The following is a 12,767-nucleotide window of genomic DNA, read 5'->3' on the forward strand; positions in this document are numbered from 1 at the left end:
ATGAGGAACTTCAAGATGTTGCTTGGGGTCCCTCCGAGTTCCCCAAACCCCCTGGTTAGGGCCGGGACGCCGCCCTAAGACCCAACGTACTAGGCCTTCCAAATAGCATTAAGTTGGGGGTTACGGCTAGGGCGACTATAAATGTTCTGGATCAATTTCTGCAGAAATTTCAAGTCATGAAGTTGTTTCTTAGCGACGCCTACCCCCCCTACCCATGTATCCTCCACCAGCCCCCAATAACCAATAACCAAACCAAACCAAACCCAAAATGCCCCAATCCACCCCCCCACCCCCAATAACCAATAACAAACTCACCTCCAATATTCTCGCCTAATATCCACCCCCCCACCCCAAATCATGAACCCCATCAAAACCGCCGTCCGCTGGCGACACGGAACCGCCGTTCTCTTTTGCCTAATTGCCCTATTTGGCACCTTGGCATTATTCAGATTACCGTTAGAACTACAACCGGGCGGAGATCGCCCCGAGATTACCATTACCACACCCTATCCAGGGGCCAGCCCTACTGAAGTGGAAGAACTGGTCACACGTCCCATCGAAGAACGTATGGAGGAAGTCGAGGGGATTCAAGAAATCACTAGCATTAACCGCCTGGGTTTGAGCATCATCAGTCTTGAATTTGAGTGGGATGTGGATGTTGACGGGCGATTTGTGGATGTGTTGAGTAAGCTCCAGCAGGTTGGTTCCCTGCCCCCTGAGGCGGATGAATCGGATGTTGAAGTGGTGAGCAGTAGCAGCAGTCCGATGATGTGGGTGATCCTGACGCCTAAGGAGGGTTTTACGTCGGATGATTATCACTACCGCGATTTAGTTGATGACGTCGTGATCCCCCGGTTTCGCCAGGTAGAAGGGGTGGGACAATTTCAGATTTCGGGCGGACGAGAGCGTGAGGTTGAGGTTGTTGTTGATCCGCGTGCCCTGGCCGATCGTAATCTCACCATTGAAGATGTGGTGGCAACACTGCGGGAGAATAATCGAGATATTCGCAGTGGTCCCTTGGTGGTGGGGCGGCGAGAATATCGTGTGCGCACGGTCAGTCGTTCCAATGATGTTGCACAGTTGGAAACGTTTGTCCTGCGGCGAGATCCTTCTGGAACGGTCTATTTGGGAGATGTGGCCCGAGCACAATTTGGACGTAGGATTCGCGACCGGGCGTTGATTCGAGATGGAGAGCCTACGGTTGCCGTGGGCATCATTCGTCAGGTGGGCGGAAATGTTCCCGAAATCTCTCAAGGGATTCGCACAGCTCTAGTTGAACTCGAAGAGCGCTTTGATCGTGAAGGTGAGGGCATCGTATTTGATATTCCCTATGACGAAAATGACTACATTAACGATTCTATCTCCTTTGTTCGAGGCAACTTGGTTATCGGGGCTATGCTGGCATCCCTGGTGTTGCTGCTGTTTCTAGGGTCGCTGCGTACAGTGGCGGTAATTGCGATTACCATTCCCACCACCTTAATCGCGGTATTTATGGTGTTTGCGGCCCTGGGGCGCTCGCTCAACGTGATCAGTCTGGCCGGATTAGCCTTTGCTGTGGGGATGGTGGTGGACAATGCCATTGTGGTGCTTGAGAGCGTATTCACTCACATGCAGCAGCAAAAGTCACCTGTGCAGGCGGCGATTGACGGCACTCAAGAGGTTGCTGGGGCTATGCTGGCCTCAACGCTAACAACAATTGCGGTATTTGCTCCCATTGTGTTGGTCACAGGAGAAGCCGGACAGCTTTTCTTTGACATCGGCATGGCGTTATCGGCGTCTGTTCTGTTTTCACTCTTTGCTGCTTTGACGCTAGTGCCCATGCTGTCGGGTCTGTTTCTCAACCAGGCTGAAGCTCAGCAAATGCTGCTGGACCCGGTGTATCGACAGGGAAACTGGTTTGAACGGATGGTGGCGAGAACATCTGGTGTGTTTCGGCGATGGCAAGGTCGACTGGAACGAGGTTTGCTAGCAACCGTTGGTTGGTCATTGGGGGCAGGTCGTCAGGGTCGACGTCTGGTGGTCTTGGCTATTCCGATTGGCTTGCTTGTGGTGACAACCCGTTTGTTACCGGCAGCAGATTATTTGCCGGAAGGCAACCGTAACTTGGTGCTTTGGCTGGCTGCCCCTTTCCCTGGAACAAGTATTCCAGAGGCGGTTGCCCTTTCCGAAGAACCCCGTCAGTTTGCCAGTGAACAACCGGGGGTGTTTCGCACCCTTTATGTGCATCGCCCAGGATTACAAGCGATCGCAGCTTTCCTTGAGCCAGATGAGGCTACGGGTAGAAACTTAGACAGCATGGTGAATCGAATGCGAGAGGCCAGTGTCAACTATCCTGGCTATCGGTTTCTGGTGCCACGACGGGTGCCCATATTTCGTGATCCGGGTAAAGAGTTTGAAGTCCAGATCGTTGGGGCAGATCTAGATCAGCTGAATCAACTCCAACAAGATGTTAGTAATCAGTTGCGATCGCTCCCTGGTATCCAAAACGTCCGCTCAGACTTTGTCACTGGTGCACCAGAACTACAGGTAATCCCTAATCGAGAACGGCTGGCTGAAGCAGGATTGTCTGAACTAGAGCTGGGAACGCTGGTCGAGGCGGCCCTTGGTGGTGTACGCGCCTCCGAATTTTCGGATGGACGTCGCGAGCTCGATGTGACCGTGGAGCTGCAGGATGCATTTGTGGAATCACCAGAGCAACTGCGGCAGCTAGCGATTTTCAGTGACAGCGGCTTTCAACTACAGCTGGATGATGTGGCCGATGTGGTGGAAACTACAGGGCCTGATGTCATCAACCATGTAGATCTGGAGCGGTCTGTGACGCTAACGGTCAGCGTGGCACGGGAAGCTCCCCTGGGTGCTCTATTGGAACAAGCTGAGCAGGAAATTCTGGAACCATTGCGAGCGTCTTTGCCCGCAGGCTATCGAGCGGAACTAGCCGGGTCTGCCGATGTGTTGACAGAAACTCTGTTGCAGCTAGGAAAGGCGTTTCTACTCTCTTTGGTGATCACCTATTTGTTATTGGTGGCGCTGTATCGGTCGTTGATTTATCCCATGGTGATTATGGTGACGGTTCCCATGGGGATGACGGGGGCTGTCTTAAGTTTGGTGGTCGCTAATCTGATTCCGGGTGTTGTTGTGCCCCTCGATATGATTACTGGATTAGGATTTGTGATTCTCACAGGGGTTGTTGTCAACAATGCGATTCTCCTGGTGGATCGTGCTCTGCAACTCCAAGACATGGAATGTTGTGGGTTGGATGAGGCGCTTTACCACGCAGTACGCGACCGATTGCGACCTATCTTTATGTCGGCTGGCACGAGTGTGCTAGGCATGTTGCCGCTGGCTGTTTTTCCCGGTAAAGGAGCAGAGCTTTACCAGGGGCTAGGGATTGCATTAACTGGTGGTCTGGCTCTTTCAACATTCCTAACGCCAACGGTGGTTCCAGCCATTATGCGTCTGTTGAGTGATATGACTTACCGAAAATCTCGACAACTCAAGGCTGATCTCAGTGTTGACCATGCCGACTTGGGATCAGAACCCGTGCTGGCAGGTATGGCAGGCCATGTTAATCGCTCTGAAGGGGAGTGAGATTATGCCAATGATTGACGTAAACTATCCTAAATCCATGGCAATTCAGATTTTAGTAGCCTCTAACCATTCGTCTTTAACAACGCTAATAACAACCGAATTACGCTACGAAGGCTATCAATTGAAGATAGTGGACGATGGTATCTCCGCCTTGATGTCACTGCGTGAGCAGCAACCTGATTTAGCAATTTTAGATCTTGCGTTGTCACGGCCATCAGGATTAGAAATTTGTCGGCGCTTACGATCAACTCAGCAAGCACTGCCGATTATTTTGCTGGATGAGGGTAGTGTTAATCATTGTGCGATCGCATTTGACTCCGGTGCAGATGACTACATGCGATGGCCTGCCAGCATTGAAGAACTGGTTGCTCGCATTCGGCTACACCTCAGACGTTACGGTCATGGCAGACGAGATATTCTTAACTTCCAGGACTTAAAAATTGATTTGAGAACCTGGGAAGTCTATCGTGGAGACCGTTTGATCAAACTAACACCTAAGGAATTTAGCTTGTTGGTCTATCTGATTTCACACCCACGACAGGTATTGTCGTGCGATCGCATCATCCAAGAAGTCTGGGGCTATGACTTTGGTGGGGAAACCAATATCTTGCACGTTTACATTCGCTACCTGCGATTAAAGCTAGAAGCCAATCGTGAAAGTCGCTTAATTCACACTATACGAGGTGCAGGCTATGTTCTGAGAGAAGCCTTTTCTTCTCGATCTATGTTAGTTCAATGACTATATCTACTTTCGGACACATTCAAAGAATATCCGACTTCAAACCAGGAACGTACAGTATGTTTAAACAAATCACGGATAACAACAGTCTTCTAAGTGAGTTTTAGGAGACTGTTGCTAACGCACCTTTTTTAACTCCCCGTTTCTTTGTGTCGCTTGAGCAACAAACCACCGACCCCCAGAGTCGCAAACCCCAACAGACTCATCGGCTCTGGTACCGATTCAGCATCTACCCGATCAATAAATTCATCAAAGATTAGTGTGTAATTTCGCGTGCGCTCCTCAATCAAACCAGGGAAAATTGTATTGATAAACTTTCGATTATCAGTGGCCGGGTCATGCCAAGTGCGTCCATTAGGTACCCTAGGATCAGAAGTCTGAGTAAAGCCATCTTGAGCACCAATGTCCCAGTTCGTCGCCTCAGCTGCCAATACGGGCATCAGAAAATCAAACGATTCTAAATCACTGCAGCAGCCGGTCCCCTTTGGATAGAAGGCATTGAACCCTGGATTACTTTCTGCCGCAATGTCATTTTCGGCGGCAATTTCAAGGGCAAGATCTCGATACTTGAACCACGAAGGTTTTTCTGTGGCCCCCCGCCCCGCATTGAAGTACATCTTATCGCCTACTATCAAACTATCGAGGTTGGCCATCAGTAACGTATCGTCAATCTCTTGCTTACTCAGGCTGTCAGCATAAAAATTTGAGCCAACTAACCCAATTTCTTCAGCTCCAAAGAAAATAAATTTGATTGTGTTGTTAGTTTCTGGTTCCAGACGTTGCGCCAGTTCTAGCAAAACACCAACCCCTGAAGCATTGTCGTTAACGCCTTCCAGATTGGTACGATCTAGCGTAGCGCTGCTGGGAGCATTGTCGTAGTGAGCCCCTAACAGAATTTGCTGACCCGAGGTGCCAGTGCGCTCAGCCAAAATATTATAAGAAGTTAGCGTCTCACCTTGCCATTCATAGGTAAATGGCTGCAAGGTAGGCTTATACCCAAATCCCTTGAGCTGCTGCACAAGATAGTCAACCGTTTCGGCTTCCTTTTGGGTACCTACACTCCGTCCTTTTAAATTTTCAGCCAGATAGTTGATGGTCTCAACGGCAGTCTCGCCAAAGCCAAAGGATGCCGCCTGAACAGACGATGATAAAAATGGCTGAGCAGCGATGCCCAATAATATCCAGGAAAAAGCTGTTTTTTCAATCTTGATAGACACAATAGAAACCTTCAGTGGGGGTTGAGAAGATTGTTAAACATTAATCTGAGCGATTGCTCACGCCAAAAAAGTTAGCGAAGTACCCCTGCCAGTAAATGTTGTGACTGATACGTATCCTTGGACATTTCACAGGATTTTCATCAAAAGAGCTATATATGAACTTCAGATGATGCTGAGGATTAAGAAATATTGCCCATTAGACAATGCTTACCCTAATACCCTATGGACAAATGATTTTCTGGGGGCAGCGTGGTCCCTATTCGTGACGAAAATCCGGTTCAGATTACGCCCTATGTAACCTACGGGCCCATCACCCCCAACGTTGTAGGCTTTCTCTACGAACTCACGCTGTCGTCATCCATGGAGCTGCCAGCCTTCTTCAGCACATGGACTTTAGTGCCAGAACAGCTGGACGGGCTCTCGATATCTATTGCGCTATCTGGGTTACAGTGTCCTGACAGCCTTGACCCAGGGGTACTTTGGTATGTTTTCTGAGGTTCCGTCCTTATCTAGAAGGCGTTAAGCGACAGTGTGTCTAGCCTTAGGTACGTAATTAACCCAGGGGGCATTTAAGGCAAGCGCTACATTCATGTATTCAAAGGACTGTACCAACCAACCAATGGAATCCAGTGAAGATGATTCCCACTTGTGGAACAAAATGCCAAAGCGGTCTTCGAACCAAGAACGCACCGTACGCTTAAACAGGACGATCTTTAACAGAACTGCCGTTAGTGCCTGATGGCCTACGGTCTTGATCAGATGCTTAAACTGACCAATGTCAGGATGCTCCAATGTATTACACACCAGTATTTTTAACAGCCGACTGCACATGTATGTAATCGATGCATCGGTGATGGGTGCTGTGTCTGTCCCCAAACTCTCAACTAATGTAGTCCTAACTGAACTGCTAAACCGATTATTTTTAAACCGTGAGTTAGCCTCCACAAAGGGCTCCATCACATACCCATGGAAATGCGTCAGAAAGTCCTCGCGCTTCTGACGAGAACGATAAAACTCATCAAACTGACAAGCCTGCTTTAAGTAGCTACCGTCTCGCCCGGGGAGAAATGCCCAAATTGCATTTCTGAGGTCATCATCGGACAATCTTGTGGGATTAACTGGATTTAGCCCTTGTTGATAATCGTGCCAATAGTTATTGAGACGTTTGTTGAAATGCTGGGCTTGGTGCTTGCGCTGTAGCTGAATACTTTTACGATGATGTAGCGGAATATCGCGGGTAACGGCTGCTGACTCATAAATAAAGAAGTAATCCTTGAAACAACTGGCAAAAGATGTGCAGTCTTCTTCCTGGGGAAGATCGCATAGCAAATGCATCTGACGCTGTAGAGGAACATACAGACTGCCATTTTTTACATAGGCATCCATAGCGTTTACCAGTTGCCTAACACGCCTGTCTCTTGGACGTTTCTCAGGGACGGCACTGGCCCTGAGGATCAATGTTCTCAGAGCAGAATGACGACTAGTATCCATGCGCCATATATTGCCAATTGTATAGAAGCACCGATTAATCACATAGGGCAGAATTTTATTAGCCTCGGGAGATTCCAAGATATGCAACAGTGCATGGCGCACTGAGTTAGAATCCAGCTCTGGGAGAGTAACACTTGCTTTGAAAAGAAGGCCGTAAAATGCATCAATTGCCTGCTGGGCATCTTCTATTCTTGAAAGCTGACGAACATAGCCGTAAACCTCACGCTCCGCCCTGGTGGCCGGTCGGCTAGCAAAAAATTCACCGTTGTTGGAATACATTGAACGTCAGGTCTCCGTTAGACCTGTCCTAGTGAGCTTAAGTATGTATTAGCGCAATTTATACGAAAATTCTAGTGCTTCTCAGTAATTCTCGAAGGATTGTTCAGGGTTTGTAACATCCCAAGTAATATTCACTCAACGACTACACCTCCAAGCCTTTGCACTGTATACAGTTCGTCGTCTGAGAACCCTTGTTTTGTGTAAAATTTACAGTCCTGGTATTGATCTAGATCACTGACAGTTTCCCAAATCTGTAAAATCTCTTGGGTCTTAAGGCTCCAAATACTTATGTTAGAAGGATTTTGGCATAGAAGCTGTTGTCCATCATCACTGATAAACAGGGTATCGGGCAATTCCGGTAAAGTAATCAGCTCTATTAGGGACATAATATCATTCCAAACCCAAACCGTGTGATCTATGTCACACACTGCTAGATATCTTCCATTTTTACTAAAGGTAGCCTGGTAAGGCTGGCTGGCATTAATCTCCAATTCTTGGACTTTGAAATCGATTGAATCTTCTGCCATAGTCTGATCAGTGACTGTAAAGGAGCGAACTACGACCTTAGATAGGCGTTTATGGGAATCATCATTTGACATCGCTTCAATCACACTCAGCTGATCCCCCATCCATTGAAACGCTAAGAAATCTCCGTAGGGGTTTAAGGGCAGTGGAGCCTCAGCCATGGTGTAGGTATTATGTGATGCATTGTAGTGCCAAACCAGTATTGAATTGTTGTTGTCATAGCCTGCTAAAATTCTGCCATCTGGACTAAATGCCAAATGTCTCACAATATCATTGGCATCACACAGCGGTTCGCTTATTTTTTCACCCAATATTAAATTCCAAAGCTGAATTTCTCGATTACCCAAGCCAATTGCAAGTAAATGAGCTTTCAGGTCAATACTGCAAATAGCGGCAACGCCAGATACATCACTATAAGACTGTTCTTTACGGGTAAGTGTGTCCCAAATTAGAATGCTCTGGTCGATTAAGACCACAATTAGCGTATTGCTATCTGTAATCACTATTTGCTGAATGGGGATACCCAGATCATCACACCAGGCCAAAATAAATCGATTGTTAACCCATTGATAAACCTGCAAAAATCCCTGCGAATCGCCAATGACCATCGCTGCTCTATTAGGATGTAGTGCGATCTCAAAAGATTCGTATACTCCTGTCATTAAGACAGCCTCTCGAAATTGGCATCCTTTAAAATCTAGGCCCTGTAATCCAGGTGATCTGAGATCAGCATGCCATAGGGTTAGGTTAGCCCAACTCACATCGACGAGCGATAGTCTCATGTGGACAGCTAAATTAAATAGGCTACCGGCTGCATAGCTACAAGAGGATGCAGGTAATGTAGTAAGCTGACTGAGCAGGCGACCAAATTTAGCATGTAAATCCTCTGGCGACAACCGATGCCTAAGCGTATTGACCATAGGCACCAAAAGATAGTTTTTAAGGATTTTCTGCTGCTCTACAGAGGCAGTTGGTAGAGACAACGGGTAAGTGTGGAAAAGCTTTAGGTTTTCTACATTTAACTCTTGCAGAAATATCTCTCTTAACTTTTGGAGTAAATAAAGGCCCAAGTATGGTGGAGTAATCTGATAGATACCATCGGTTTCTGAAAAGTACTCTAAAAGATGCCGACGATGTAGCATACTCCACGCCTGCATCAACTGATCTTGCGAAAATTTATTTATTATTGGCCATTTTTGTACATCATTCCAGGATAGGGGATTAAAGGCAAATAGATAGAGTAATTTTTGTTCTATTTCTGATAACTCATCTGTCAAACTCTCAAAGTATTTAAATAGAGAAGGTGGAAACGATGAGAGAACAGTCGTAAACTGCTCAATCTGGTTAATAGAATAAAATGATTGCAAGGCCTCAATACTCTTATGTAAAAGCTCAGGACTTCCTCCACATAGCTTGACAAGCTGCCTCCAGTGAATCTCATTTTGAGATAGTGAGTTGCTGAGATGTGGATATTCTTCATTTATAAAAGTACTTGCTTCGTCAAATGAGAAGCCTTTCAAGGTCTCTATAGTAACGCGCCTATTGATCTCAGCAGGGCGAATAGCGCTAACCCATAGTATGGCACTTTGGTGATTGATAGCCGTTGTTATTTCTTTATAGAAGATCTCCTGTTTGAGATCTTCTATAAAGCGCTCAGTCTGATCAATAATTATTAGATATGGGGCCTGGTGGAGTACTTGGAGTAGCTGCTGACGCATTTGATGCTCTGATACAGCCGTCTTATTTGCAGATTCGTTGGTTAAATCCAATAAACCAAGAGCAGATAATTCTTGGTAACACGTTCGCCAGGTAGCAGCTTCGTGGGTTGAATGATAAACGACCTGCGCAAAATGATTCCTTAGTTCTGAGCCCAAAGATTCAATCAGGTAACTTTTTCCAATACCCTTAGCTCCAGTCAAAAGAAGTACCCGACACCCTGACTTGAGGGTATCAACCAAGCGAGGTATTAATTCATTTCTATAAACACCATTAGAATTGTTTTCAGGAATTATCTTAAGGTCCAGATTAGAAGTGTTTGAGACAGAGCTTTGTTGATTACTATCTCTACTTAAGTCTAGATCTTCTCGATAAAGACGCTCTATAATCCCTCTAAATCTCGATTTATTAATATTTTCATTGGGCCACACCCGTCTCAGAAGCCGCCATAGTTGATATCCGTATACAGCACGTAGGGTACTTGAGCCATATTGCATCTGAATTGCCATTTCATCGTATGAAAGGCCTTCATAAGTCCAGCGGATAATATCTTTCTCAATCTTATTTAGATGTCGATCAGCATATTCAAAAACACAGCGATCGACATAGGCTAAGACATCCTTTAGCTCCAAAGTAGACTCCTTGACTGTAAAGTAGACACACACAACCCTTGTATATCCAGGAGTCTAACGTAAGTCATATGACTTTTTAAACGTCTACATGACTTTTTACTATGACATTATGACTTTTTTACCAAAGCATTTGTACTGACTTCTGTAGTACGTCATGGAAAGTCATTCATTTCCACCTGACTTTTTATGATTAGGGACACTAAGAGGCTTTAAAACAACTGACAACTCTCAAGACTTTAGAGGTTTCAACTTAGACTTTCTCTTTGGCAAGATCAGACTACAAAGCACCAAACGATATAAGTGCTGACATTAAGTGAGGGATTGTATTATGCCACTAGATATGTTGCTTGGTTTAAGCTTAAGCGGGGTACTGATTTTGCTGTTTAACCAATCGCCGCAGCCTAAATCCGATAAACCTGCTAGAAAAACAATTGCAACCGTAGTACTTTCTGGTTCCAGCGGAGAAATTGAAATTATCAAAGACTCCCAAGGTACTAACTCTAACAAGTCTTAGAAGCTAGCGTTGCTGCAGCTTTTATGTATAGGAACTGTATGCCATAGTTAAGGGGGACACTAATATGTCTATCCGCCCATTTTGGAAAAAAGTCTTTAGCCTTGACACCACTACACCTCCTTCTGAAGCCTTAGGCTTTTTGAAAGTCCAGGGCAGAGTGATTGAGTTAATTGAGCCTGGTTCTGTTGGTCGAGTGCAACTGCAGGGAGTATCTTGGTTGGCGCGTTGTGCTGATGCGTTACGTTATCCTTTACCGGTAGATACTCCCGTGCAGGTCATTGATCGTAATGGTTTGGTTTTGTTGATCAAGCCAGTTCTGCCTCTGCCTGTTGTCAATTTTCCATTATCAGAGCCAGACTCGGTACGTTATCTCACCCGACAACTATCTACCCCGAGAGAGAGAGCAGCTGCTTAATCATTGAGAGATGTAGAGAGAGTTCTACATCTCTCAATGATCTCTGTTTGTAATGACTGTTAGAGGTGTTTATGCGAAAAATTCATCATCACCCGTATTGGTACTATTTGCTGGGCAAGTTGCTTCAGGGGTTTCTGTTGTTAACCTATGTCTTTTGTGCCGTCTGTCTGTTGTTGGCTGTTTTTTTGAATGTGGCCATCGGCTGGACAGTCCTCGTTATGGGTTTCCCATGGTTGCTAAAACTGGCACTAATATTTGGTTTTGGCATAGGCATACTGTCACTACTTGAAGCATTGTCATAGCTTTTGTGAGCGTGCCGCTGATTTGGGCGCGCTCGCAGTTAATGTCCGTATTGCTGACGCAGACCTGTGGGGACTAATTGAGTGGCAATTGAACTTGAAAATTACTGCCTTTGCCCACAGTGCTTGTTGCCGTAATCTGTCCATTGTGGGCACGCACCACCTGTTGAGCAATTGATAGACCGAGGCCAAATCCACCTGTATGCCGCGATCGCGCTGCATCAACCCGATAAAATCGCTCAAAAATTTGGAGTAAATCTGCTTCTGGAATACCAACACCATCATCTTCAACCTGAATCAGCACATGATTGGCCTGAACTTGAAGACGCAGCTGAACAATACCGCTATCTTTGGTGTACTTAAATGCATTGTCTAAAAGATTGGTCAGGGCTCGGCGCAGGAGCTGTGCATTCACTTTGACCGTAGCGGTATGGTTTGGGATATCGTGAACAAATGTGCGATTTCGTCGGAAAGCTTGGGTACGACCATAGTCCACCAGAGGCTTGAGCAGGTCTCCAACACTAATCTGTTCAATCAGCGCAGCTCCATTAATTGGCCCCTCATGGCGGGCTAAAAACAAAAGATCCTCAATGAGGCCCCCCATTGCCTTAGCCGCAGTTTCGATCTCTTTTACACATTCCTCTTGAGACCCTGACTCAAGATTAGGGATAAGGGCAACCTGAGCATTACTGAGGATGGCCGCCAATGGATTACGTAATTCGTGAGAGGCATCAGCTGTGAATCTTTGCAGGCGCTCATAAGATTGTCGAATAGGCTGCATAGCGATGCCGCCTAAAATCCATCCGGTTAAGCCAATAATGCCAAGGGTCACAGGGACACCCAGGGTCAAAATCACAAGCGTTCGGTTTAAATCAGCCTGTAGGGGATTTAGTGGGGTGGCTGCTTGGATATATCCGACAACACGTTTGTTATATCTAATTGGGACGGTCAGTTGACGAATCGCCTGCTGCGAAGGAGCAACACCATTGATATAAATTGTCTCAAAGCGTTTTTTGGGCTCCATCACCGGCTTCAGGTCATGGGTGGAGCCAACAAACTGAATTAATTTCCAATTGTGGTTGTACCAACGGACGTAAAGTAATTCATTCTGGGGAGATAGGGAATTCTCTCCCACCAGTGTGGTGCCTTTGGCCAACAGCCAGTCTCCCTGATCGGGACGGTAGTAGGTGCGATTATCAATGTCCTTAACTGTCAAGTACAACTTCTCATCAAAGTCCTGGAGCTTATCGTCAGCTTCGAGGGTGTAAACCACACCGGTAAACGCAATCAAAATACTCCCCATGGAAAGGGCAAACCAATAAGCCAGATTAAGACGACTGCGATTGAACATT

10 protein-coding genes are annotated in these 12,767 nt (G+C 46.3%); 6 read left to right on the forward strand and 4 right to left on the reverse strand.

What is annotated here, in order from left to right:
• Positions 1-357: 357 nt before the first annotated feature.
• Together U2F10_RS03620 and U2F10_RS03625 are read left to right on the forward strand one after the other, a co-directional pair.
• Positions 358-3,588: an efflux RND transporter permease subunit gene (locus U2F10_RS03620; protein WP_499870814.1), complete on the forward strand. Its 3,231-nt coding sequence runs from the start codon at positions 358-360 to the stop codon at positions 3,586-3,588.
• 37 nt (positions 3,589-3,625) lie between these two features.
• Positions 3,626-4,327 (forward strand): response regulator transcription factor, encoded by a 702-nt coding sequence (locus U2F10_RS03625; protein ID WP_163661692.1) that lies wholly within the window; start codon positions 3,626-3,628, stop codon positions 4,325-4,327.
• Positions 4,328-4,458: 131 nt separating this feature from the next.
• Here the strand turns inward: U2F10_RS03625 and U2F10_RS03630 are convergent, their stop codons facing one another.
• Positions 4,459-5,544 carry a M28 family peptidase gene (locus U2F10_RS03630; RefSeq protein ID WP_499870815.1) on the reverse strand — a complete coding sequence of 362 codons (1,086 nt, stop codon included), beginning with the start codon at positions 5,542-5,544 and terminating at the stop codon, positions 4,459-4,461.
• A 249-nt stretch (positions 5,545-5,793) separates the two neighbouring features.
• On the opposite strand from U2F10_RS03630, the gene U2F10_RS03635 reads away from it, so the two are divergent.
• Entirely contained in the window at positions 5,794-6,039 is a 246-nt protein-coding gene (locus tag U2F10_RS03635; protein WP_499870817.1) for a hypothetical protein, read from the forward strand.
• Positions 6,040-6,063: 24 nt separating this feature from the next.
• Here U2F10_RS03635 and U2F10_RS03640 read toward each other — a convergent pair whose 3' ends face one another.
• Positions 6,064-7,314: a Sll1247 family protein gene (locus U2F10_RS03640; protein ID WP_499058932.1), complete on the reverse strand. Its 1,251-nt coding sequence runs from the start codon at positions 7,312-7,314 to the stop codon at positions 6,064-6,066.
• Positions 7,315-7,445: 131 nt separating this feature from the next.
• Entirely contained in the window at positions 7,446-10,187 is a 2,742-nt protein-coding gene (locus tag U2F10_RS03645; protein ID WP_499870819.1) for a helix-turn-helix domain-containing protein, read from the reverse strand.
• A 328-nt stretch (positions 10,188-10,515) separates the two neighbouring features.
• Here U2F10_RS03645 and U2F10_RS03650 point away from each other — a divergent pair, with 328 nt between their 5' ends.
• The 3 genes from U2F10_RS03650 (at position 10,516) to U2F10_RS03660 (ending at position 11,418) form a co-directional block, all read left to right on the forward strand.
• Positions 10,516-10,701, forward strand: coding sequence for a hypothetical protein (locus U2F10_RS03650; protein ID WP_163660383.1), 186 nt, complete (start codon positions 10,516-10,518; stop codon positions 10,699-10,701).
• Positions 10,702-10,765: 64 nt separating this feature from the next.
• The gene (locus tag U2F10_RS03655; RefSeq protein ID WP_499870820.1) at positions 10,766-11,116 is read left to right on the forward strand and encodes an NfeD family protein; all 351 of its coding nucleotides are present in this window, start codon (positions 10,766-10,768) and stop codon (positions 11,114-11,116) included.
• 71 nt (positions 11,117-11,187) lie between these two features.
• Positions 11,188-11,418: a hypothetical protein gene (locus U2F10_RS03660; RefSeq protein WP_163660379.1), complete on the forward strand. Its 231-nt coding sequence runs from the start codon at positions 11,188-11,190 to the stop codon at positions 11,416-11,418.
• Positions 11,419-11,491: 73 nt separating this feature from the next.
• On the opposite strand, the gene U2F10_RS03665 is transcribed toward U2F10_RS03660, so the two are convergent.
• Positions 11,492-12,766, reverse strand: a complete 1,275-nt coding sequence (locus U2F10_RS03665; protein WP_499870822.1) for a sensor histidine kinase — start codon at positions 12,764-12,766, stop codon at positions 11,492-11,494.
• Position 12,767 lies beyond the last annotated feature (1 nt).

The organism is Leptothoe sp. EHU-05/26/07-4 (assembly GCF_043421015.1).
Taxonomy (GTDB): Bacteria; Cyanobacteriota; Cyanobacteriia; order Phormidesmidales; family Phormidesmidaceae; genus Leptothoe; species Leptothoe turfae.

Excerpts from the sequence above, each read along its gene's own strand:
- U2F10_RS03660 (WP_163660379.1), top strand. The coding sequence starts at position 11,188 with ATGCGAAAAATTCATCATCACCCGTATTGGTACTATTTGCTGGGCAAG.
- U2F10_RS03625 (WP_163661692.1), top strand. The coding sequence starts at position 3,626 with ATGGCAATTCAGATTTTAGTAGCCTCTAACCATTCGTCTTTAACAACG.
- U2F10_RS03655 (WP_499870820.1), top strand. The coding sequence starts at position 10,766 with ATGTCTATCCGCCCATTTTGGAAAAAAGTCTTTAGCCTTGACACCACT.
- U2F10_RS03620 (WP_499870814.1), top strand. The coding sequence starts at position 358 with ATGAACCCCATCAAAACCGCCGTCCGCTGGCGACACGGAACCGCCGTT.
- U2F10_RS03665 (WP_499870822.1), bottom strand. The coding sequence starts at position 12,766 with ATGTTCAATCGCAGTCGTCTTAATCTGGCTTATTGGTTTGCCCTTTCC.
- U2F10_RS03650 (WP_163660383.1), top strand. The coding sequence starts at position 10,516 with ATGCCACTAGATATGTTGCTTGGTTTAAGCTTAAGCGGGGTACTGATT.
- U2F10_RS03640 (WP_499058932.1), bottom strand. The coding sequence starts at position 7,314 with ATGTATTCCAACAACGGTGAATTTTTTGCTAGCCGACCGGCCACCAGG.